At 59.2% G+C, this 20185-nt stretch carries 24 protein-coding genes; 16 read left to right on the forward strand and 8 right to left on the reverse strand.

The genetic code is table 11. From position 1 onward, the window contains the following. Positions 1 to 3 precede the first annotated feature (3 nt). The 4 genes from flgH to flgF are packed head-to-tail and all read right to left on the reverse strand — an operon-like array spanning position 4 to position 3351. Positions 4 to 768 (reverse strand): flagellar basal body L-ring protein FlgH, encoded by a 765-nt coding sequence (flgH, locus tag AAC126_RS16635; RefSeq protein ID WP_339855325.1) that lies wholly within the window; start codon positions 766 to 768, stop codon positions 4 to 6. A gap of 26 nt (positions 769 to 794) precedes the next feature. Continuing rightward, positions 795 to 1781, reverse strand: coding sequence for a flagellar basal body P-ring formation chaperone FlgA (gene flgA, locus AAC126_RS16640; RefSeq protein WP_339855327.1), 987 nt, complete (start codon positions 1779 to 1781; stop codon positions 795 to 797). Between the two features lie 34 nt (positions 1782 to 1815). Continuing rightward, a complete protein-coding gene (gene flgG / locus AAC126_RS16645) occupies positions 1816 to 2601 on the reverse strand; it encodes a flagellar basal-body rod protein FlgG (protein ID WP_339855328.1) in 786 nt (261 codons plus the stop codon). Between the two features lie 24 nt (positions 2602 to 2625). After that, positions 2626 to 3351: a flagellar basal-body rod protein FlgF gene (gene flgF, locus AAC126_RS16650; protein WP_339855330.1), complete on the reverse strand. Its 726-nt coding sequence runs from the start codon at positions 3349 to 3351 to the stop codon at positions 2626 to 2628. A 445-nt stretch (positions 3352 to 3796) separates the two neighbouring features. Between flgF and AAC126_RS16655 the strand changes: the two genes are divergently transcribed. The 9 genes from AAC126_RS16655 to AAC126_RS16695 all read left to right on the forward strand — a co-directional run bounded on the left by AAC126_RS16655 (position 3797) and on the right by AAC126_RS16695 (position 13032). Continuing rightward, positions 3797 to 4336 carry a flagellar basal body-associated FliL family protein gene (locus AAC126_RS16655; RefSeq protein WP_339855332.1) on the forward strand — a complete coding sequence of 180 codons (540 nt, stop codon included), beginning with the start codon at positions 3797 to 3799 and terminating at the stop codon, positions 4334 to 4336. Between the two features lie 9 nt (positions 4337 to 4345). After that, positions 4346 to 5383: a flagellar motor switch protein FliM gene (gene fliM / locus AAC126_RS16660; protein WP_339855334.1), complete on the forward strand. Its 1038-nt coding sequence runs from the start codon at positions 4346 to 4348 to the stop codon at positions 5381 to 5383. 9 nt (positions 5384 to 5392) lie between these two features. Beyond that, positions 5393 to 6004, forward strand: coding sequence for a DUF6468 domain-containing protein (locus AAC126_RS16665; protein WP_339855336.1), 612 nt, complete (start codon positions 5393 to 5395; stop codon positions 6002 to 6004). Continuing rightward, positions 6004 to 6870 (forward strand): hypothetical protein, encoded by an 867-nt coding sequence (locus AAC126_RS16670; protein WP_339855338.1) that lies wholly within the window; start codon positions 6004 to 6006, stop codon positions 6868 to 6870. The genes AAC126_RS16665 and AAC126_RS16670 overlap by 1 nt, the downstream gene beginning before the upstream one ends. 189 nt (positions 6871 to 7059) lie before the next feature. Further along, entirely contained in the window at positions 7060 to 7449 is a 390-nt protein-coding gene (locus tag AAC126_RS16675; RefSeq protein ID WP_339855341.1) for a response regulator, read from the forward strand. Positions 7450 to 7493: 44 nt separating this feature from the next. After that, complete coding sequence (locus AAC126_RS16680) at positions 7494 to 7964, forward strand: protein phosphatase CheZ (RefSeq protein WP_339855343.1); 471 nt, start codon at positions 7494 to 7496, stop codon at positions 7962 to 7964. A gap of 3 nt (positions 7965 to 7967) precedes the next feature. Then, positions 7968 to 8609, forward strand: coding sequence for a hypothetical protein (locus AAC126_RS16685; protein WP_339855346.1), 642 nt, complete (start codon positions 7968 to 7970; stop codon positions 8607 to 8609). After that, the gene (locus AAC126_RS16690; protein ID WP_339855348.1) at positions 8606 to 9325 is read left to right on the forward strand and encodes a flagellar motor protein MotB; all 720 of its coding nucleotides are present in this window, start codon (positions 8606 to 8608) and stop codon (positions 9323 to 9325) included. The genes AAC126_RS16685 and AAC126_RS16690 overlap by 4 nt, the downstream gene beginning before the upstream one ends. Positions 9326 to 9327: 2 nt before the next feature. Then, positions 9328 to 13032, forward strand: coding sequence for a hypothetical protein (locus tag AAC126_RS16695; RefSeq protein ID WP_339855350.1), 3705 nt, complete (start codon positions 9328 to 9330; stop codon positions 13030 to 13032). A 26-nt stretch (positions 13033 to 13058) separates the two neighbouring features. On the opposite strand, the gene fliP is transcribed toward AAC126_RS16695, so the two are convergent. From fliP to AAC126_RS16715, 4 genes are all read right to left on the reverse strand, one after another. Continuing rightward, complete coding sequence (gene fliP / locus AAC126_RS16700; protein ID WP_339855352.1) at positions 13059 to 13835, reverse strand: flagellar type III secretion system pore protein FliP; 777 nt, start codon at positions 13833 to 13835, stop codon at positions 13059 to 13061. Further along, the gene (locus AAC126_RS16705) at positions 13832 to 14164 is read right to left on the reverse strand and encodes a flagellar biosynthetic protein FliO (protein WP_339855355.1); all 333 of its coding nucleotides are present in this window, start codon (positions 14162 to 14164) and stop codon (positions 13832 to 13834) included. Before AAC126_RS16705 ends, fliP begins: the two co-directional genes overlap by 4 nt. Positions 14165 to 14291: 127 nt before the next feature. Beyond that, positions 14292 to 14624 (reverse strand): hypothetical protein, encoded by a 333-nt coding sequence (locus AAC126_RS16710; RefSeq protein WP_339855356.1) that lies wholly within the window; start codon positions 14622 to 14624, stop codon positions 14292 to 14294. After that, complete coding sequence (locus AAC126_RS16715; RefSeq protein ID WP_339855358.1) at positions 14621 to 15025, reverse strand: EscU/YscU/HrcU family type III secretion system export apparatus switch protein; 405 nt, start codon at positions 15023 to 15025, stop codon at positions 14621 to 14623. The genes AAC126_RS16710 and AAC126_RS16715 overlap by 4 nt, the downstream gene beginning before the upstream one ends. A gap of 128 nt (positions 15026 to 15153) precedes the next feature. On the opposite strand from AAC126_RS16715, the gene AAC126_RS16720 reads away from it, so the two are divergent. The 7 genes from AAC126_RS16720 to AAC126_RS16750 all read left to right on the forward strand — a co-directional run. Beyond that, positions 15154 to 15564, forward strand: a complete 411-nt coding sequence (locus AAC126_RS16720) for a hypothetical protein (RefSeq protein ID WP_339855360.1) — start codon at positions 15154 to 15156, stop codon at positions 15562 to 15564. A 28-nt stretch (positions 15565 to 15592) separates the two neighbouring features. Further along, positions 15593 to 16003 (forward strand): flagellar basal body rod protein FlgC, encoded by a 411-nt coding sequence (flgC, locus tag AAC126_RS16725; protein ID WP_339855362.1) that lies wholly within the window; start codon positions 15593 to 15595, stop codon positions 16001 to 16003. Positions 16004 to 16072: 69 nt separating this feature from the next. Continuing rightward, positions 16073 to 16378, forward strand: coding sequence for a flagellar hook-basal body complex protein FliE (locus AAC126_RS16730; protein WP_339855364.1), 306 nt, complete (start codon positions 16073 to 16075; stop codon positions 16376 to 16378). Between the two features lie 93 nt (positions 16379 to 16471). Further along, the gene (gene fliQ, locus AAC126_RS16735) at positions 16472 to 16738 is read left to right on the forward strand and encodes a flagellar biosynthesis protein FliQ (RefSeq protein WP_339855366.1); all 267 of its coding nucleotides are present in this window, start codon (positions 16472 to 16474) and stop codon (positions 16736 to 16738) included. A gap of 15 nt (positions 16739 to 16753) precedes the next feature. Further along, complete coding sequence (gene fliR, locus AAC126_RS16740; protein ID WP_339855368.1) at positions 16754 to 17518, forward strand: flagellar biosynthetic protein FliR; 765 nt, start codon at positions 16754 to 16756, stop codon at positions 17516 to 17518. Between the two features lie 57 nt (positions 17519 to 17575). Then, a complete protein-coding gene (gene flhB, locus AAC126_RS16745) occupies positions 17576 to 18652 on the forward strand; it encodes a flagellar biosynthesis protein FlhB (RefSeq protein WP_339855370.1) in 1077 nt (358 codons plus the stop codon). Positions 18653 to 18713: 61 nt separating this feature from the next. Next, a partial coding sequence (locus tag AAC126_RS16750; protein WP_339855372.1) for a PAS domain-containing protein occupies positions 18714 to 20185 on the forward strand: 1472 nt, incomplete at its 3' end.

The raw sequence follows: 20185 nt of genomic DNA on the forward strand, positions 1-20185 counted from the left end.
GGATCAGAAGGGCATCAGGATTTCGAGAGCCTGGGCACCGTAGCGCTGCTGCTGCAGGTCGGAAATCTGGCCGCGGCCGCCATAAGCGATGCGGGCTTCCGCCATTTCATCATAACTGACGGTGTTCTCTGCCGTGATGTCTGCTGCCCGGATTACGCCACCGACAACAATCTCGCGGACTTCCATGTTGACCCGGACTTCCTGGCGGCCGAACAGCACCATATTCCCGTTCGGGAGCTGCTGCGTAACCACGGCGGCAACGCGCAGGCTGATGGTCTCGTTCCGGTCAATCCGGCCACGGCCGTCATTCGTCATGCTTGAGTTCAAATCCACAAGGCCTGCCCCCGTGGTTCCTTCGGCGAAGACGTCGCTCAGCAGGGTTTCGGCTCCGAACAACCCGTTCAGGCCCAGGCCATCCGAATGTGTGCGGTCATGCCGGGTGCGGTTATCGATCGCGGCTTCGTCCGCGATCTCGACAACCACCGTGATGATGTCGCCGACCTGGCTGGCGCGCTGATCTTCGAAGAAAGCGCGGGAGCCTTCAACCCAGAGCGAGTTGGCCTGCCGGGTGGCTGTTACCGGGGCCGGCATCGGCATGGAAACCGGCCGGTAGTTACTTGCCTGCGTCGGGTTCTGAATTGCAGAGAGTTCCGGGGTTTTACCGATGTCTGCAAGACGCTGGAAGACGTTGCAGGCACTCACGGACATACCAACCAGGGCAACAGCTGTGAGGCGGGAAAGCAGAGCGGGGAGGGACTTGTTTTTCATTGTTCCGGTTCCTTTGAAAGGAGTGCCTAGTTCATCGCAAGACGCGGGCCAGCCACGGAGACGATGCCGGACTGGGTGATCGAACCGACAACGGTCTTGCCGCTGGAAAGGTTCTTCACGCGGATGGTGTCTTTCAGGGCGCCGTTCTCGAGGGCTTGACCGCGCAGTGTCAGCGTCATGAAGGAGGTTCTGAAGATCATGGTCACCAGATCGCCCTTGTGGATCAGCTCGATCGGCTTCACATCGGTCCGCCGGATCACGCGGCCCGCGGTGATCGGGCGGCGGGCGCTCATGCCGATGAGCTGGTCGGCAGAAGTTACCGTGTTGTAGTTGCTGCGGCGGGCACGCATTTCCGTCCAGACGATGTCGCTGGCATGGATCGTCTCGCCGGGAGCGGTATGCTTGCTCAGGACCGGAACCTCGATAACCGGGTAGACTGCGCCCTGGGTCTGGGCACGGATGATCTTGCCGTTACCGATCGGCACGGAGATAGAGGCCGCGAAACGCTGGTTCTGGCTGTTGTAGTCGATGGTATCGACCGAGATTTCCGGCGTCATGCCAGCCGGGATCATCAATGTCAGCCGGCGATTGGTCAGTTCCACATCGATGTTATCGGCAACATAATCCCGTTGCAGACGGTCTGTGATGGCTTCCCGGATCAGCTGCAGCGGTACCGCCCGGCCTTCACGCTGGACGGTGACACGCACACGATTGTGCTGCGGTGCCCAGTCAAGATTGTGGACCGCTGCCAGTTTTTGCAGCGTACCAAGCCGGACGACCATGTTCTCGCCAGGGAGCGGGGCATCGCCGACGCGAGCATCCTTTCCGGCCGGCAGGCCGATGAAAAGATCGCTCAACATCAACGAGTCACTGTCGAGCATGACGGTCTCGTTCGCAAAGAGCGGTGTGCCCTGGGTCCCGTTCGCCGCCACCGGCTGCGGGATGCCGAGGGCAATCCCGAACAGCGCGACGGCCGTGATGAGCGTCAGTGGCTTCAGCATTTTGCGTGTCATGTCGTTACTCCCTGGTTTCCGGGTTCAGACCGCGTTAGCGAACCTGATTGACCGTGGCCATCATCTGATCCGAGGTCTCGATGACCTTCGAATTCAATTCGTAAGCGCGCTGGGCCGTGATCAGGTCGGTGATTTCCTGAACCGGATCCACGTTCGAGGATTCGATATAACCCTGGAACAGACCGCCAAAACCGGCGGTTTCCGGGGTTGCCGTGCTCGGTGCACCGGAAGCCTCGGTTTCGAGCAGCAGGTTGTTACCCGCATGCTCAAGGCCGGCATCGTTCTGGAATGTCGCCAGCTGGATCTGGCCGACATTCGATTCCGCTGTCTGGCCGTCCAGTTTCACAAGGACCTGGCCGGACTGGTTGATCGTCACGCCGATGGCGCCGGCCGGAACGGTGATGCCCGGCTGCACGGTGTAGCCGTCAGCGGTCACCAGCTCGCCGGTCTGGCTCACCTGGAAGGAGCCGTCACGGGTATATGCCGTCTCACCGTCCGGAAGCTGGACCTGGAAGTAACCGTTACCCCGGATGGCCAGATCGAACTGGTTATCCGTGAGGATCAGCGAGCCCTGCTCGTTGACCCGGTAGGTGGCGGCGGTGCGCACACCAACACCAAGCTGGATACCGGACGGGACAATCGTGCCCGCGTCCGAGGAGTTCGAGCCAACCCGCCGCAGATCTTGATACAGCAGATCCTGGAACTGGGCCCGGTGCCGCTTGAAGGCGGTGGTGTTCATGTTGGCGATGTTGTTGGAGATGACCTCGACGTTGGTCTGCTGAGCCAGCATGCCGGTAGAGGCGATATTCAGTGACTGCATGATTCTATTCCTTCTTCCAGCAAATTAGGCGGCAGTGGCGGTGCCGAGTTTACGGACCGAGGTGCGAAGTCTTTCAGCTTCCTGATCCAACATATTCTTCACGCCTTCGTAGCTGCGCTGAATGTCGATCATCCGTGTCAGCTCCGTGATCGCGGAGACGTTCGAGGTCTCAAGGTGGCCCTGGAGCAATTTTGAGTTCTCGGAAGGTCTGGGCTGTTCCGTCGTCTCAAAAGTGCTGCCGCCCCGCTTATGCATGCGGGGCAGATCGTCAAATTCGACGATCTTCAGATTGCCGAGCACTTCCGGTCCCGCGCTGATGGTGCCGTCGTTTGCAATTTCGATCTTGCGGCCGTCTTGCGGGATGAAGATGGGGTTGTCGTTCAGGTCCATGACCAGCTCGCCATTGCCGGTGACCAGCTGGTTATCCGGGTCGAGCTTGAAGTTGCCGTTACGCGTGTACATCTGCTCCCGGCCGTTATCGACCGTGAAGAAGCCCGGGCCTTCGATGGCGACATCGAACGTGTTCTGTGTCGGCTCAAGTGTGCCGGGCTGATGGATGACGATGGTTCCGTGATCGATCACGAAATCCAGTTTTTCGTCCATCTTGGTGTCTGTTTCATAAGGCGAGTAGAGAGCGATTTCCCGCTTGAAGGCGGCGGTGCTTGAGTTCGCGATGTTGTTGGCGACCAAAGACAGCTCGCGCCGAAGGGCGGATTGCCGGGAGAGCCCGATATAGATCGCATTTTCCATGACGATAATTCCCAACCAGTGTCAAAATCGCCGCTTTCTACGGCCAGTGCCGACTACTAAGCAGGTTTCGTGCCAGTTGGAAAAATGTGAAAAATCAGATGCTTGAGTTTCCCTGCGCGGGAGTGCGAGCTCTCTGAACGGCAAGTCGGGCCAGGGTGGAAGCTTTTGCCGGGCGGTGTTTTGGAGTGGGGCGGCCCCCGCATATGCGCATCTCAAGTCTTGCGCGCGTGTGTCTTTAGAGACTGGGTTCGCTCATTTCGCGAAGTTTATGATAAATATGGAGAATTGGCGCGCTATATGCTTTACTCTTTAACCGTGTCCGGTTGCCGATGCTGGGACTGCGTGCATTATTCAATAAGCGCGCCGGTCGGGTCAGACTGAATGCGCTTTGCCATATTCAGCCTTTTTCGGGCTGTTGAGATGGGTTTGGAACAGGACGGAACGCATGGCCGAGGAAGGCGAAGTCGTTGAGGACGGTGGTGACGCGGGTGAAGAAGAGAGCAGTCGTAAGCTAAGTCCCAAGAAAATCATCCTGTTTGTATTGCTGCCTCTGTTGCTCCTTGTCGGGGTCGGGGCTGGCGCGGCGATCATGCTTGGCATGCTGGGCGGTGAAGAGCACCCACCCGAAGTCGAGGCCGGAGCGGAACAGCAGGAAGTGGTGGAAGAAAAGCATTCTGCCCAGGCGATTTTCTTCGAGGTGCCCGACCTTATCGTCAATCTGAATACGAACAGCCGCAAAACGGCATTCCTGAAGATTAAAATCGCGCTGGAAGTCAGCGATCCGGCGGATGTGGATGTCGTTAATCAGAACTTGCCGCGTATCGTGGACAATTTTCAGGTATATTTACGTGAGCTTCGCGTGGACGACCTGCAAGGCTCCGCCGGCATGTATCGCTTGCGCGAGGAATTGCTCCGGCGTGTGAACCTGGCGGTTCGCCCGGCGCGAGTGAAAGACGTGCTGTTCAAGGAAATGCTGGTTCAGTGAGGAATTCGCATGGCCGATGATGATCTCGCCGCCGAATGGGAGGCGATGGGTGAAGACGATGAAGATGATGTTGGTGGCGGCAGTGGTACTGGCGCCCGGGTTCTAAACCAGGACGAAATCGACTCTCTTCTCGGATTTGACGAAGGCGCCGGCGGTGATGGTGATACCTCGGGTATCCAGGCCATCGTCAATTCGGCTCTGGTCTCCTACGAGCGTCTTCCGATGCTTGAGGTCGTGTTCGACCGTCTCGTGCGGATGATGTCGACCAGCCTGCGTAACTTTACCTCCGATAACGTTGAGGTCTCGCTCGACAACATCACCTCCATTCGCTTCGGCGACTATCTGAACTCGATCCCGCTACCGGCGATGCTGAGCGTGTTCAAGGCGGAGGAATGGGACAATTACGGTCTGCTGGTTGTCGATTCAGCGCTGATCTATTCCATCGTCGACGTTCTTCTCGGCGGTCGCCGGGGCACGGCGGCAATGCGTATTGAAGGCCGTCCCTACACCACGATCGAACGTAATCTGGTGGAACGGATGGTCACGGTCGTGCTGAGCGATCTGTCCGCTGCGTTCGATCCGTTGAGTCCGGTGACATTCCGGTTCGACCGGCTGGAAACCAACCCGCGATTCGCCACGATTGCCCGGCCCGCCAACGCGGCGGTACTGGCGCGCCTTCGTATCGACATGGAAGATCGCGGCGGGCGTCTTGAGCTGATGCTTCCCTACGCAACCCTTGAGCCGGTTCGCGAGCTGCTTCTGCAGATGTTCATGGGGGAGAAATTCGGCCGTGACTCGATCTGGGAAACTCACTTGGCGAACGAGCTGTGGGCAACGGATATCGAGCTTGAAGCCGTGCTGGACCAGGTTGTCCTGTCGCTCAACGATGTTCTGAACTGGAAGCCGGGCACGAAGCTGCTGCTGAACGCCAGCCCGAAATCGACAATCGACATGCGGTGCGGCGACGTTCCGCTCTTTGTTGGCGGGATGGGGCAGCGGAACGGTAATATCGCGGTCAAGATCAAGCAGAAGCTGCGAAAGATGTAGGCGGACGGAATGAGCGAAACAATCCTTCCTCTTGTCCTTGATGGCCTCCTGGTGGTGCTGCTGCTGACCACCATCGTTTACGCGATGATCCTGAACCGTAAGCTGAATCGTCTGCGCGGAAATCATGACGAGATGGAAGTCTTTGTCGACAAGCTGAACGTCGCCTGCGCGCGAGCGGAATCGGCGACGGCGGGATTACGGAATGCCGGAGAAAACGGGAAATCCGTATTCAGGGAAGCGGCCTCCAAAGCGGAAGCTCTTCGTGATGAACTTGCTTTTCTTGTGGAGCGTGCAGATATCGTTTCAGGGCGCCTTGCCAGTGTGAGTGAAGGCACCAAGGTTGTTTCCGCAGACCCCCGGTCTCAGGTTGCCGCGGCCCAATCTGCAGCGCCCCAGTCCGTCGCGGGACACTCCGCATCGGCAAAATCAGAACAGGGCCGGAAGCCGGGGGCGAAACGCCCGGCACCCGCCCCGAGACGCGGTCAGGATGCCGGACGTGGCCATGAGATGGGACGGGCCGGCGCGGGACGGGGGGCTCATCAGGCCGATGAATCAGCTTCAGGGTCGCCCCGGTCGGAAGCTGAGGAAGAGCTGCTGAAAGCACTGAGGAACGCACGCTGATGGCATATGACAGACAGGGACGGAAAGCAGCGGCGGTGCCGCTGCCAGACGCAGATGAGCAAATCGCGACCCCGAATGCAGCCCGCGTGCAGGGCGGTCATGCCGTCAGGGGCAGGGCACCGGCACGGCGCGCCGCGGGAAAGGCTTCGGTTCCCCAGGAACAGCGTCAGGCAGGGACACCGCGCAAACTCGTCAGGCGTTCTGGTGCTTTTGTACGCGTTCTTCCGGTTGTGGTCGTCGTTGCCCTGTTTCTTATGGGCGTAAAGGTTGTTGGTATCTGGGATGTTCTCAAGAACGGGAAGTCGCCGGTCAGTGTCGCGGCTTTTGCCGAGGCGGACAGCCCTGCGCCATCTTCGGGCAAAGCGGAAAGTGCTCTCGATTCGCAACAGTTGGCACAGGCTACGGAGCCGGCGAAAGGCGATGACGGAGACAAACCACTCGACCCCGTTCTCTTCACACGCTCGGAAATCGAGCTGCTGCAGGATCTGTCCAAGCGGCGCAAGGAGCTGGATGCGCGCGAGCAGACCGTGATCCAGAAAGAAGGATTGCTGACTGCGGCCGAAGACCGGATCGACAAGAAGATTGTCGAACTGCAGAAGGTCAGGGCGGAAATCGAAGGCCTGATCAAGACCTACGACGAGCAGGAAGAGGGCGAAATCAAGGGACTCGTGCAGATTTACGAGAAAATGAAGCCAAAAGACGCGGCGCGTATTTTCGACGAGCTGGACATGGATATCCTGCTCCGGGTCTTTGATCGGATGAAGGCATCGAAGTCCGCATCCGTGCTTGCCAATATGCGGCCGCAAAAAGCCAAAGAAGTAACGTCGCGAATCGCAGAGCGCAGAACTATCCCCACCACCAACTGATTATGCCGTAAAAATTGTATGCCTATGAAGGCTGAATCAGACTTTGCTTGCCGAGAATGTCCAATTCGCAGTATTCCATCGGGATATCAGGCATTAACGACCTTTTAACAGGATTGCTGTTAGTGTCTGAGAGTTGGTTAATCGAAAGCCGGGCGGGGCCCGGCCTTTAAAAAAAGTGGAGAGGTGCCGATGGCTGTCGACAAGGGCATGCGGATTCTCATTGTCGATGACTACAAGACAATGTTGCGCATTATTCGGAACCTTCTTAAGCAGCTTGGTTTCAATAATGTGGATGAAGCAAGCGATGGCAGTGCCGCCTTGCAGATTCTGCGCCGCGGCGATGAATACGGTCTTGTGATCTCCGACTGGAACATGGAACCGATGACGGGCCTGCAGTTGCTTAAGGAAGTCCGGGCCGACGCGAAGCTGAAAAGCACTCCGTTCATTATGGTCACGGCCGAGAGCAAGACAGAGAACGTTGTGGCGGCGAAGCAGGCCGGGGTGAACAATTATATTGTTAAGCCTTTCAATGCAGAGACGCTGAAGACGAAGATGACTGCGGTTATCGGGGCCTTCTGATCTGGCAAAGCTCTGGTACCGGATTCCGCGCGGGGGATTTTTTTATGAGTGAAAAAGAAATCCGCGAGGATCTGTTGCCGGAAGCGGCGCGGGAACTTGATGCCATGGCCTTGGTTGCCGAAGAGGCAGCCGAGAGAATCCTGACCGCCGTCGAAAAGATCGACGAGTTGCGGGATGGTATGACCGAAGCGGTTTCGGCGGCTGTGGGCGAGGCTATTGTCGAAATTTTCGAGGCTTGCGGTTTCCAGGATTTGACCGGCCAAAGGGTCGGCCGAATCCACAAGACACTCGATGGCGTCGCGGATCGGGTCGAGGCTGTATTGTCCCATACGGGCCACGGTCACGGCGATCCTTCATCCGGGACGAAAAGAAATCGTGACAAGCACCCGGAAAATGTAGAAAAATCAGGCAGTGAACCGTTCTCAGAAGAGGGTTTGTTGAACGGTCCTCAGCTGCCTTCCGATGCTAAGACACAGGAAGAAATTGATGCGCTGATGGACCAACTCAACAAGTAGTCTATGGCGCAAGGCGAAGACAAGGCGCGTGGTGCAAGCCAGCTCGGTAGCTTGCCGTTATTTCTGAGCCTGTTCTTGCTCCTTCTCGCGTTTTTCATTTTTTTAAATTCAATCTCTACCCGCCAGTCGGGCAAGAGCGACGACGTGCTCGATAGTGTGCGTTCGAGCTTTGCGTCCGTGCTGCAGGGCGGTACCGGAACAGGTGTGTTCGAGGGTGAGCCCGGCAAAGTGGATGACGCAGGGCTGCGGGATGAGTTGATTGAAGCCTTCAACCCGTTGCTGAGCGAGACGCAAGTCGTTCGGGAGAGGACGGGAAATCCCTTTTATGTCGATTTTCAATCCGGCCGCCTGTTCGAGGGGGATCGGATCGATCCTGTGTTTGAGTTTCGCGATTTTGCAAAACGTGTTTCTGCCGTACTGGCATTGAAGACGGCGCGCGATGGAGCCGAGCTCCGATTCTGGTTCGATACCCCCCCCCCCGGTGCCGAAATGGTTCTGGCCCGGCAACGGGCGGCCCGGCTCGCCGAAATCATGATCGGCTCCGGAACATCCCGGGAGAGTGTTTCCATCGGATTCCGTGCGTTGCCCGGCCCGGACACCGTGCGTTTTGCCGTTCATCTGGGTGCTGAAGGGCGTGCCCGATGAGAGGGGCGGCGGCACGGCGAAACCGTCGCGGGGAGAAACAGGGCGTCACCTGGATGCTGACCTTTGTCGATCTGGTGTCGCTCTTGCTTGCGTTTTTCGTCTTGCTGTTTTCGATGACATCGCCGGATGCCCCGCAATGGGAATCCTTCACGGCCTCCCTGCGGTCGGCCTTTTCCACCGAATCGAAAATACGGGCGCGCGAAGCGCAAATGCCGGAAAGCATCGAGGCCGAGGATCCCGGTCCGGGCTTTGATCTGGGCTATCTGCGGCGTCTTCTGGAAGTGGCAATGGCCCGCGACGCCATCCTGCGGGATGCGACGATTACGACGAAGAACGGCCGCCTCGTACTGTCCATGGCCAGCGACGTATTTTTCCGGCCTGGGTCGGCGACGTTGCAATCCTCCGGTGAGAGTGCGTTATTCAACCTGGCTGTCGCGTTGTCCCAGATCGACAACCGGATCGACATTGTCGGTCATACGGACCCCCGGCCATTTACCTCTCCATCAGGGGAGTTCCGTTCGAACTGGGATCTATCGCTTGCCCGTGCTCTATCCGTTGCGGATACACTCCAGCGGTTCGGCTATCGAAAGCCTGTCGAGGTGAGGGGCGCTGCCGATGGCAAGTTTGGGGAGATTGACACATCATTGCCGCTCGAAGACCAATATCGCCGGGCACGGCGGGTGGATCTTGTGATCTATCACGAGAGGGACCGGTGACGATGCGGCAGTCTGAACAGATGCGCGCAAACCGCCGTTCCGGAAGCTGCTCCTGGATGGCGCTCTCCGTGATTCGCAGCGTGGCGGTACTGTGTCTGATGCTGGCGACTTTGGCATCGGCCGGGGCGCAGACTGTCGGTATTTCCAGCGGAAGCACGAATGGCGTCGATAGCCTGCGGTTTGACTGGCCGGCCCGGGTTGGGTACGAGGCGCAAAAATTCGGAAACACCCTGGCCATTGTGTTCGATCGTTCGATCTCCGCCGATTTTGGGCCGGTGGCGAGCGGAGTCGGGGATTTCGTTTCCGGCGTCAGTCTTGATGACGATAACCGGACAGTACTGATCGACCTCACCGGCAATCCACGTTTCCGCTCGAGACGGGCCGGAAATTCGGTGATTCTGGAATTTTTCGACAGAAATGCTCCCGCTCCGGCAGCAGCGCCCGCGCCCGCTCCGGCCCAGCAGGCAGCTCCTGCTCCGCCTCCCGTTCCAGCTCCGGCCCGGCAGCCTGCCTCTACTCCGGCAGCCGCGCCCGCGCCGAACGCGCCTCCGCCGACCAGGCCAAGGCCGCCGAACGTGCCGGAATTGTCGGTGCGGACCGGAACGCACGATAATTTTTACCGTTTCGTTTTCGACTGGACGCAACAAACGCCCTACAGCGTTTCGGAGCATCCGGATCGCGCGGTTATCCGGTTCGAAAACCCGGCCTGGATCAATGATGACGAGGTCCGGCGGTACATTCCTGAGCGCTTCAAGAATTTCAGTTCCGTTCCGGGGAGTAACGGGATCGACGTCACGATCCCGCTTCAGGCACGAGCGGGTGTCCGGCATTTCACGACTGGAACACGAATTGTTCTGGATGTGGTGAACGGAGGGGAGCCGAGCCGGACGGGGGTATCTGCCTCCTCTTCGGAGCCTGCCGTGCCCACGCCCAGAGCTGCCCCGACGGCGCCGGTGACAGCGGCCATTCCGGAAAGTCAGGCGACGGATTCCGCAAAAGAGGCGGCAGCTCAGTTCGGATTGCAGCCACAACCCGGTGCTCCGGCCGGCCTGCCTCCGGCAACTGCTGGGCCTGCGCAACAGGGGAATGCAGCGGATATCGGCGGTGCTGGACAGGCTGTGACGGATCCGGCCAGTGCGGCGCCTTCCGCCGCGTCCGTGCGGGCGCAGGATACGGCGCCGGGGCGTTCAGTGGAGGTCGAACCCGAAGCTTTCGGAACCGCAACACGACTGCAGGATATCGACCTTAATAGCTCGGTGCCGAAGGGCGAATCCCTGGTTGCTAGCCTCAGCAAGGGAAATCCGGCGACGATTGAAGGTCCGGTCATCCCGGTCTCGGCATCCCAGGACAACAATGTTGTCTCGGTCCGTTTCGAGTGGACCCAACCGGTTCCCGCCGCGGTGTTTACACGTGCCGGATATGTGTGGGTGGTTTTCGGAGCGCCCGCCCGCTTCGATCTGACAGGCATCAACAGTGCCGATTACCAGTTGATTGGCGAGAAAACCCAGATTCCTGTCAGTGGTGGATCGGCTGTCCGGTTCCCGACCGTGGAAGGTGTCAATCCCAGGGTCTGGCGTGACAATGCTGTCTGGATTGTTGATTTCCGCCCCCAGAACAGCCGTCCGGATGTGCCGTTGCGGGTGGATACCCAGCTTGTCAGCGCGCAGGGCCCGCGTGTTTTCGTTCCGCTTGAAGATCACGGCGCGACCGTCATTATCCGGGACCCGGAGATCGGCGATCAGTTGTTTGTCGTTCCGGTCGCTTCCCTCAGTCGTGGCGTCGACGGCTTGCGGCAATTCACCGAGTTCAACCTCCTGAATTCGGCGCAGGGTCTGGTCGTTCAGCCTCTGTCGGACGATGTAACGATCCGCTCCCTGCCGGATGGCGTCGCCATCACGAAACCCGATGGGCTGACGATTTCCCGGAATGTCCAGCAATCGGCTGACGATCAGGTCGCGCAGCGTATCGACGGCTTGCCGCCTGGGCTTGCTCCGGGGCGCATATTCGATTTCAGCAATTGGCGGAAAGGCGACACGGATCAGTTCCTACAGGAAAAGCAGGCGATCCAGAGGCGGATCTCGGAAGCGACCAGTATCGCGCGCAGCGGCCCCCGGCTTGAGCTGGCCCATTTTTACTTCGCGCATGGTCTTTCCGCTGAAGCCATGGGGTTGCTTCGCACCATCGAGGTCGAGGACGAGGATCTTTCCCGGCGCCCGGACGTAAAAGCCTTGCGCGGCGCGGCCCAGTTCATGCTGGGGCGGTACAAGGAAGCGGAAGAAGATCTGATGGACCGCAATCTGAGCGGTCTGGCGGAAGCGGAACTCTGGCGCGGGGCGACGAAGGCATCTCAGGGCCGCTGGCCCGAGGCTGTTGAACACTTTGCCCGTGCGGGTGAAATACCGGGTGGATACCCACGGAACATTGCCACGCAGATGGCTTTGCTCGCGGCTGAAGCGGCAATCCGGGCCGGTGATTATCGCGGTGCCGGCGCTTTCATCGATGTTGTCGCGGACGGCCAGCCAACACCCGGTGAACAGGCCCGTTTGAATTACCTGCGGGGGCGGGTGCTTTACGCATCGGGTGATATAGAAACAGCGCTGGATTATTGGCGCCGCCTGTCCCAGGGGCTGGATCGCTGGTCACGGGTGCGTGCCGAGCGGGCGCTGATCGAGCATGGCCTGAGAGCAGGCCAGATCAGCCGTATCGATGCCATCGCCGGGCTTGAGAGCCTGCGCTACACATGGCGCGGCGATCAGGTGGAGTTCGATCTGCTCCGGGAACTGGGCAAGCTGTATCTGGAAGAAAACGAATATGTCGATGGCTTGAACGCGTTGCGTGAGGCCGTGACGTTCTTCCCTGAAAACCTCTACGCGGAACAGGTCGCGGAGGAGATGACGGACGCCTTCACCCGGATTTTCACGGAGGGCGAATCAGACAAGATGACCCCGATCCAGGCACTGTCTCTCTATGATCAATTCCGCGAGCTGACTCCTGTTGGCGTTCGTGGAGACGAGATCATCCAGAGGCTGGCCGACCGTCTGGTTCAGGTCGATCTGCTGGATCGTGCGTCTATTCTTCTGGAGCGTCAGGTGAAGTTCCGTTTGCAGGGCGGGGACAAGGCGCGTGTCGGCGCCCGGCTCGCTTTGATCCGCCTGCTGGACCGCCGGCCGGAAGAAGCTCTTGCCGCCTTGGATGAAAGCGTTGCTCCCGGTATCGGCGCGGAGCTGGCGCTGGAGCGGAAGCGTCTGCGTGCCCGTGCGGAGTTTGAACTGGGAGATGCGGACGGCGCGTTGAGGCTGCTTGCCCGCGACCAGAGCCATGATGCGGACTTGTTGCGCGCGGATATTTTCTGGCGGACCCAGCGTTGGGCCCAGGCTGCCGAGGTCTTCCAGCGTCTGGTCGGACGATCCGGTCAGGACGGGCGCCGGATAGACGAGAGGGCTGCGACGCTGATCCTGAATTGGGCTGTCTCTCTCTCTCTGAGCAGCAATCTGGAACAGTTGAGCCGGGTCCGGCAGATCTTCACCCAGCAGATGGACAACACGCCATTCCGTGAAGCCTTCCGCCTGATTACGAACAAGACCGAGGGAGAGCTGGATGATTTCCGGACCCTGGCGGACCGGTTCGGAGAGATTGGCCGGTTTCAGGCTTTCCTGACGTCCTATCGCGATCGCCTCAAAGACAAGCCGTTGAGCTCGACCAACTAGGTGTTGTCTGTATCTCTGGCGCCTGGCTAAGAGGCGCCGAAACTGCGCACGAGACTGCCGGCGATCAGATACCAGCCATCGACCAGAACAAAGAAGATCAGCTTGAAGGGCAGGGAGACGATGACCGGCGGCACCATCATCATGCCCATGGACATCAGGATCGAGGCGACCACCATATCGATGATGACGAACGGCAGGTAAATCAGGAAGCCGATCTCGAAGGCGCGTCTGAGTTCGCTGATCATGAAGGCGGGGACGAGAACCTTCAGGGGCGCGTTGGCACCGACTTCGGCCGGGCCGACCTGGCCGATATCCTCAAACAGCTGCAGATCCTTGTCCCGCACCTGACCCAGCATGAAAATCCGGAACGGTTCGGCCGCCCGCTCGAAAGCCTCGAATTCGTCGATGCGTTCCTCGATCAGCGGAGAAATGCCGTCCTGCCAGGATTTTTCGAGTGTCGGCGCCATGATGAAGCCCGTCAAAAACAGGGCGAGGCTGATCATCACGATGTTCGGCGGCGATTGCTGGGTGCCGAGGGCGGTACGCAGCAGGGAGAAGACGATCACCAGCCGGGTGAAGGAGGTGACGGTCACCAGAATGCCCGGGGCGATGGACAGCAGCGTGACAACGCCAACGAGCTGGATCAGGCGCGCCGTTGTCGAGCCGCCGGGCTCGCCAATATCCAGTGTCAGGGTCTGCGCCACGGCGTCCGGAGCGACAATAAGGCCGATCAGGGCAATGCATGCAGCTCCCGCGAACCAGCTCCAGTGAGGCCAGCGGCGGGAGAAGAGGGCGCGTCTCATGCCTGTTTCCCCATTTCCTTGGGTTCGTCGGCCGCTCCGGCAAGCTCCAGGGCGGACTGAAAACTGTTCGTGGCCGCGTTGGATTCGATAAGCAGATCGTTATTGGGGCCGAGCAGGAGTAAATGCTCGCGATCATCGCAGCGAACAAGCATCACGCGCCGCCGTGCGTCGAGAGATATCTGGCCGGTCACGGAAAGACGTCCGATGCCGTGGGCGCGCATGATGCCAAGCCGCCCCGCATAGCGGCGGGCAACCCAATAGACCACGCCGATCAAGCCGATCGTAAAGGCGAAGCCAAGGAAAAACCGGACATAAACATCAAAACCCATGGCAAAAGCATTTCACAAGGCGTTGCTGATGGGAACCGGCAAGCGATGTCGTGTGATGAGCCATGATGAATACCTGTGTGGCGTGGCTGGACGAGGCCGGAAATCAAGGTGGTTCGCGTGGAGGCGGTCAGCCCTTGCGGGTCCCGCGGCTGCCATAAGCCGCGGCAGCTTTTCTGCGCAAGTTCGCGGAATCGGAGGCGGGTTTTTGTTCCGCCGCCTTTTCGGCCATTGTCTTCGACAGCAATTCAAGCAGCCCGATGACGTGTTTCATTTCCGGGGCCAGGGCATGAGCTTCTTTCGGGGGCAGGTTCGGAATAGTGGCGCAAACGGAGGCAACATCCGTTTCAAGACCGATCAGAGCGCCGGAGATGATCGAAGACGGGTCCTTCAGGGCTGCCTCAAGGCGTGCGCGCACCGAGGCAAGCCGTTCCGCCGGGCTTCCGGGATTGGCGACAGTCATTTCTGCTCCTCGACACGGGCGCGTTCGTTGGCGCGATACACATAGGTAAGGATCTCCGCCACGGCGGCAAAGGCTTCAACAGGAATTTCGCAATCCACTTCGACCGCCGCGAGGATCTGGGCCAGATCGGGATCTTTCCGTACCTTCACATCGTTTTCGAAAGCAAGACGCAGAATTTTTTCCGCCAGCTCTCCATAGCCCTTGGCGATCACTTTCGGGGCGTCTTCGGTGCCGGCATCATGGTCGAGCGCGATTGCAATCTGACGGTCTTTAGACGCGTTGGCTTCACGCCGGGCCTTTGCCGCACGCCGTTCCAGTGCCGTGCGCTGGCCCTCCCGGTCCGGAAGTGCTCCCGCGCCGGATGCGGAAATTTTTGTCAGGTCTCGTGAACGCTCTGTCATCGAAAGAAGTATATGCGAGCACGCGCTCAGACCAAACAAGCCAATCTTGGCACGATGCTTGCTTTTGTTGTTGCGGGCGCCGTGGTGGCTTCCGGAACTGACTGAAAAGTGTGCGAGCGAGAGTCGATATGTCGATCAACAATCTGACACTGATGAACATGGCGCAACATAAGCTGAACTGGCTCTCCGAACGCCAGTCCGTGCTGGCGCAGAATGTCGCAAACGCCGACTCTCCGAGTTACCGGTCGCAGGATCTGAAGCCGATCAACTTCAAGCGGGAGGTCGAGCAGGTTACCAAGCTCCCCGTTGCGGTGACGGAAGGTAATCACATGACCGGCACCACGCCGCGCAACGATTTTCGCATTGATAAGGCGAGCTACAAGGACGTTTACGAGGCGAGCCCGAACGGCAACGGCGTCGTTCTGGAAGAACAGATGATCGCCGTGCAGGACACCAAGCTGCAGTACGACCTCGCCCTCAATCTCTACAGCAAGCAGGTCGGCATGTTCCGCACCGCACTCGGTAGCGGCGGCCGGTAAGCAGGCATAAGCAGGAAAGGATTACGTCATGGATCTTAATTCCGCGATCAAGATTTCCGCATCCGGTATGCGGACCCAGGGCACGCGCCTCAGGGTTATTTCCGAAAACGTGGCAAACGCTGACTCGCTTGGCTCGGTCAAGGGACAGGACCCGTATCGCCGGAAAACCATCGTTTTCGAGAATTATGTAAACCGGGACGAAGATGCCGAAATGGTCCGTGTGGCAAAGATCGGTCGGGACGATTCGGATTTCGAGCTGGCTTACGAGCCGTATCATCCGCTGGCTGACGAAGACGGCTATGTACGCCGTCCGAACGTGAACAGCCTGATCGAGATGATGGACATGAAGGAAGCCCAGCGCAGTTACGAGGCGAACCTTTCCTCCATCGAGATGGCGCGCAGCATGCTGCAGCGGACGGTTGACCTGTTGCGCGGCTAAGAGACGGGCCAGGCTGGAAAGAGTACCTGATTCCAGTTACTGTCAGCTTGAAACACAGTGGAGATATCCATGGTAGGCAATATCGGAAATGCGCTCGGGGCAGCTGGTATCGGCAAGATTCCGGGAGCCGACGATGCGAAATCCGCCGGCGCGGCCGGAACCGATTTCGCGACTTTCGTGAAGCAGGCCGCCGAGGATGCGGTCGGCACCATGGAAGCCGGTGAGCAAATGTCCATGAAGGGGATCGCCGGCGAGGCCGATCTGACCGATGTGGTGCAGGCGGTGAACAGCGCGGATATTACGCTGCGGACAATCGTGACTCTGCGGGACCGGATGGTGCAGGCTTATCAGGAAGTGATCCGCATGCCAGTTTGATGGCGCATGCGGCCCTTTTTCGGGTCATAATCGGTTGGTCATGAATTGCCCGGCAGATCTTGCCGGGCCGTACTTGTTTGCCGGGGTAAGCCCATGAACGAAGCTGATGCTATCGAGATTGGCCGCGAAGCGGTGATCACGATGCTAACCATGTCGACACCGATCATGTTGCTCGGCCTTGCGGTTGGTTTGTTGATTTCCCTCTTTCAGGCCCTGACCCAGTTGCAGGAAATGACATTGGTGTTCGTGCCGAAGATCATCATCGTGTTTGCTGGCCTGATCTTCTTCCTGCCGTTCATGCTGAACACGATAAATGCCTTCATGCAGTCCATCGCGGACAAAATCATATCGCTCGGATAGGGCTGGCACAGGTTCATGCCTCTTGAGGATTTCCTCCCGACTCAGGTCTACATCATTCTGCTGGTCTTGAGCCGGCTGGGCGGGACCATGATGCTCATACCGGGGATCGGGGAGACCTTTGTCCCTGTCCAGTACCGGCTGATCCTGACGGTCGGGCTGAGCCTCGTCGTTGCACCTTTGGTCGCGGATACCATCCCGCTGGCCCCGACCGCGCCGGAGCTCGCCCGCCTGGTCTTTTTTGAGCTGGTCATCGGGCTCTATTTCGGGATCGTCGCGCGTATCCTGCTGTTGACCATGGATACGGCGGGCCAGATCATCGCCATGAATACAGGCCTTTCGAATGCGCAGATATTCAACCCGGCAATCGCGACGCAAGGCTCGTTACCCGGCTTCTTCCTGCTGAATATCGCGACGCTGCTTCTGCTGATCACGGATCTGCATCACTTGCTGATCCGTGCCCTGATCGACAGCTACTCCCTGTTCCCGCCGGGTGCGCCGCTTCCCTTGGCGGATTTCGCCGACGCGATTTCGACGGTTATTTCGCACAGCTTCCAGCTTGCCGTGCAGCTTTCCTCGCCATTCATTGTGCTGGGGCTGCTATTCTATCTGGTGATGGGGATCATGGCGCGGCTGATGCCGCAGCTGCAGATCTTTTTCGTCGCACTGCCGATCCAGGTGGTGATGGGACTGGTGGTTCTTTCCTTGGTGCTCAGTGGGGCCATGCTGGTCTTTTTGGAGTATTATGGCGCGAATATCGGGAGCTACGTGATCCCGAGGTAATGTGTGTGGCGTCGCGGCAATGGAGCTGCGGCCACGGAGTTTATCGGAGCCGCCGGCATGTCCGACGACGATGGAGATAAGTCAGAAGAACCGTCCGCCCGAAAACTTTCCCAGGCGCGGGAGAAAGGGCAGACACTCAGTTCCAAGGAGGTGAATAATTTCGCCGTCCTTTTGGGCGCGACCTTGATCGTTGGCCTGATCGGACCTTATTTGCTGACGGATATGAGCCACGCGCTCCTGTTCTTTATTGAACGCCCCGACCGCGTCGACATGAGTGCGGTCGGCCCGGTTCTTTTCGATACGCTGCTGAATGTCGGACTTGCTGTCGCGCCGTCGCTCGGCCTGCTTGTTTTCGTGGCTGTCGCAGGCATTCTCATACAGATCGGCTGGATGGTTTCCCCTGAATCCATCATGCCGAAACTTGAGAAAATATCGCCGATCAGCGGGGCGAAACGTCTGTTCAGCCTGAAATCCGTGATGGAGCTGCTCAAGGGCATCATCAAGATGGTCCTGGTCGGCTTCGTTGCCTATCTGATCGTCTCTCCGGAATTCTCGCGCATCGAGTTGATGGTGCAGATGGATATCAAGGAGCTGCTTGGTGAAACCCATTGGGTGGCGATCAAGCTGTTTGCCGGCGTGCTGGCCATCACGGGGGTGATGGCCGTGGTCGATTATCTCTACCAGCGCTTCGAGTTCATGAAACAGATGCGCATGTCCAAGCAGGAAGTGAAGGACGAGCACAAGCAGACCGAAGGCGATCCGCATGTGAAGGCCCGGCTGCGTCAGCTCCGGGCGGAACGGGCCCGCACGCGGATGATTGCCGAAGTGCCGAAGGCGACCGTGGTCGTGACGAACCCGACCCATTTCGCGGTCGCGCTGAAATATGAGATGGACGAAATGGCCGCGCCCAAAGTCGTTGCCAAGGGGGTGGATGCGGTGGCCCTGAAAATCAGGGAGGTGGCGACGGAAAACGATGTTCCGATCGTTGAAAACCGGCCGCTGGCACGGGCATTGTTCGACAATACGGAAATAGACGAGGAAATCCCGGAGGAGTATTTCAAGGCGGTGGCCGAGGTGATCAGTTACGTCTTCAAGATGAACAAATCGAACGTGCCGGCGAACATCTCTCTATAATCAAAGAGGACGGTGACAGGGAGCGGGAACGCTAAACCGTCCCACATTCTGGGGGGACCGGATGGATCCGATGATTATGCCCGTGGCGGGTGGTTTTCTGGCCGCCGCCATAGGTGCTGCCGCATTCGTCAAACTGCGGCGCGACCGGGCGGCTCTCAGGGAGCTGGAAGCTGAGCGTGAGCAATTGCGGGGCGACGTTGCCGCCCTGACCGCGGAACTCTCGGACCGGGTCCAGGCCGCGAAAGCGGAAGCAGCACCGCCACTCCCGGTTTGCCGGTTTTCGGACGAAGGGCGCTTTCTGTCCGCGAACCAGGCTTTTCTCGACCATTTTGCCGAAGGCGATGCGGAGAATGCAGGCTCTAACAAGGCGGTTCTCCGTCTTCGCCTGATGGTCAGCAAACATATGGAAGAGGTCTGGGCGGCAGAACCGGGCGGACTTGTCATGGCTGGCACGGTACCGGCTGGGGAGGGGCTGCCCGCCTGGCAGGTGCAGCTTGCGGCGAACAAGGAAGCCGAAGACGGTGGAGCCATTTGGGCGGTGCTGTTGCCGGTATCGGACAGCTGGAACGCACCGGCTCTCGACCATGCCCCGACGGGGGTCGCCTTTCTCGGACCCGATTTCAAAACGCTTCATGCTAACGCGGCATATGACGCATTGGTCGAAGGTGTGGGGCCCGGCGCGGCAGAGCGGGGTCAGTTGTTTGTCGAGCTGATCGATGAAGAAGACCGCGAGACCGCGGCGCGCTTTCTGGATACGGCATCCGCGGACGGTGACAATATCGAGGTGCAACTCGTCGACCGGGATGGTGGCGACGGTATCGAGGTCGCTGTTTTCTGCCGTTCCCTTAAAACTGGAGAGGGACCGGACGGCGCGGCGCTCGTTGTCTACCTGATTGATATCGGCCGCCGCCGTCAGCTCGAGGCACAGGTCGCCCAGTCGCAAAAGATGCAGGCCGTGGGCCAGCTCGCCGGTGGCGTTGCGCACGATTTCAATAATCTGCTGACGGCAATGAACGGCTATTGCGATCTCCTGCTCGCCCGTCACCGGCCCGGGGATCAGTCCTTCTCCGACGTCATGCAGGTCAAGCAGAACGCCAACCGGGCAGCGAATCTGGTGCGTCAGCTGCTCGCATTTTCCCGCCAGCAGACGATGATCGCGCGGGTGCTCGATGTCACCGAGACCGTTGCGGACCTGTCGCATCTGTTGCGGCGCCTGATTGGCGAGAACATTGTTCTGAAGATCACCCATGGCCGCGAGCTCGCGCCGATCCGGGTCGATCAGGGACAGCTTGAGCAGGTGGTGATCAATCTGGTTGTGAATGCGCGGGACGCCTGTCCCAGCGGCGGCACGATCACAATGCGGACCCATGATTTTGCCACCCAGACGCCGGTCCGGCGCGGCGATGACATGATGCCCGCCGGGCGTTACGTGCAGCTCGATGTGGTGGATACCGGAACCGGCATCGAGGAAAAGATCATAGGCCGGATTTTCGAGCCGTTCTTCTCGACCAAGGAGGTCGGGCAGGGAACCGG

This window comes from uncultured Nisaea sp. (assembly GCF_963974195.1).
Lineage (GTDB): Bacteria > Pseudomonadota > Alphaproteobacteria > Thalassobaculales > Thalassobaculaceae > Nisaea.

Excerpts from the sequence above, each read along its gene's own strand:
- AAC126_RS16685 (WP_339855346.1), top strand. The coding sequence starts at position 7,968 with ATGGCGCAAGGCGAAGACAAGGCGCGTGGTGCAAGCCAGCTCGGTAGC.
- fliP (WP_339855352.1), bottom strand. The coding sequence starts at position 13,835 with ATGAGACGCGCCCTCTTCTCCCGCCGCTGGCCTCACTGGAGCTGGTTC.
- AAC126_RS16680 (WP_339855343.1), top strand. The coding sequence starts at position 7,494 with ATGAGTGAAAAAGAAATCCGCGAGGATCTGTTGCCGGAAGCGGCGCGG.
- AAC126_RS16695 (WP_339855350.1), top strand. The coding sequence starts at position 9,328 with ATGCGGCAGTCTGAACAGATGCGCGCAAACCGCCGTTCCGGAAGCTGC.
- fliM (WP_339855334.1), top strand. The coding sequence starts at position 4,346 with ATGGCCGATGATGATCTCGCCGCCGAATGGGAGGCGATGGGTGAAGAC.
- fliQ (WP_339855366.1), top strand. The coding sequence starts at position 16,472 with ATGAACGAAGCTGATGCTATCGAGATTGGCCGCGAAGCGGTGATCACG.
- AAC126_RS16715 (WP_339855358.1), bottom strand. The coding sequence starts at position 15,025 with ATGACAGAGCGTTCACGAGACCTGACAAAAATTTCCGCATCCGGCGCG.
- fliR (WP_339855368.1), top strand. The coding sequence starts at position 16,754 with ATGCCTCTTGAGGATTTCCTCCCGACTCAGGTCTACATCATTCTGCTG.
- flgF (WP_339855330.1), bottom strand. The coding sequence starts at position 3,351 with ATGGAAAATGCGATCTATATCGGGCTCTCCCGGCAATCCGCCCTTCGG.
- flgC (WP_339855362.1), top strand. The coding sequence starts at position 15,593 with ATGGATCTTAATTCCGCGATCAAGATTTCCGCATCCGGTATGCGGACC.
- flgA (WP_339855327.1), bottom strand. The coding sequence starts at position 1,781 with ATGACACGCAAAATGCTGAAGCCACTGACGCTCATCACGGCCGTCGCG.
- AAC126_RS16675 (WP_339855341.1), top strand. The coding sequence starts at position 7,060 with ATGGCTGTCGACAAGGGCATGCGGATTCTCATTGTCGATGACTACAAG.
- AAC126_RS16665 (WP_339855336.1), top strand. The coding sequence starts at position 5,393 with ATGAGCGAAACAATCCTTCCTCTTGTCCTTGATGGCCTCCTGGTGGTG.
- AAC126_RS16670 (WP_339855338.1), top strand. The coding sequence starts at position 6,004 with ATGGCATATGACAGACAGGGACGGAAAGCAGCGGCGGTGCCGCTGCCA.
- AAC126_RS16705 (WP_339855355.1), bottom strand. The coding sequence starts at position 14,164 with ATGGGTTTTGATGTTTATGTCCGGTTTTTCCTTGGCTTCGCCTTTACG.
- AAC126_RS16720 (WP_339855360.1), top strand. The coding sequence starts at position 15,154 with ATGTCGATCAACAATCTGACACTGATGAACATGGCGCAACATAAGCTG.
- AAC126_RS16730 (WP_339855364.1), top strand. The coding sequence starts at position 16,073 with ATGGTAGGCAATATCGGAAATGCGCTCGGGGCAGCTGGTATCGGCAAG.
- AAC126_RS16655 (WP_339855332.1), top strand. The coding sequence starts at position 3,797 with ATGGCCGAGGAAGGCGAAGTCGTTGAGGACGGTGGTGACGCGGGTGAA.
- AAC126_RS16710 (WP_339855356.1), bottom strand. The coding sequence starts at position 14,624 with ATGACTGTCGCCAATCCCGGAAGCCCGGCGGAACGGCTTGCCTCGGTG.
- AAC126_RS16690 (WP_339855348.1), top strand. The coding sequence starts at position 8,606 with ATGAGAGGGGCGGCGGCACGGCGAAACCGTCGCGGGGAGAAACAGGGC.
- flgH (WP_339855325.1), bottom strand. The coding sequence starts at position 768 with ATGAAAAACAAGTCCCTCCCCGCTCTGCTTTCCCGCCTCACAGCTGTT.
- flgG (WP_339855328.1), bottom strand. The coding sequence starts at position 2,601 with ATGCAGTCACTGAATATCGCCTCTACCGGCATGCTGGCTCAGCAGACC.
- flhB (WP_339855370.1), top strand. The coding sequence starts at position 17,576 with ATGTCCGACGACGATGGAGATAAGTCAGAAGAACCGTCCGCCCGAAAA.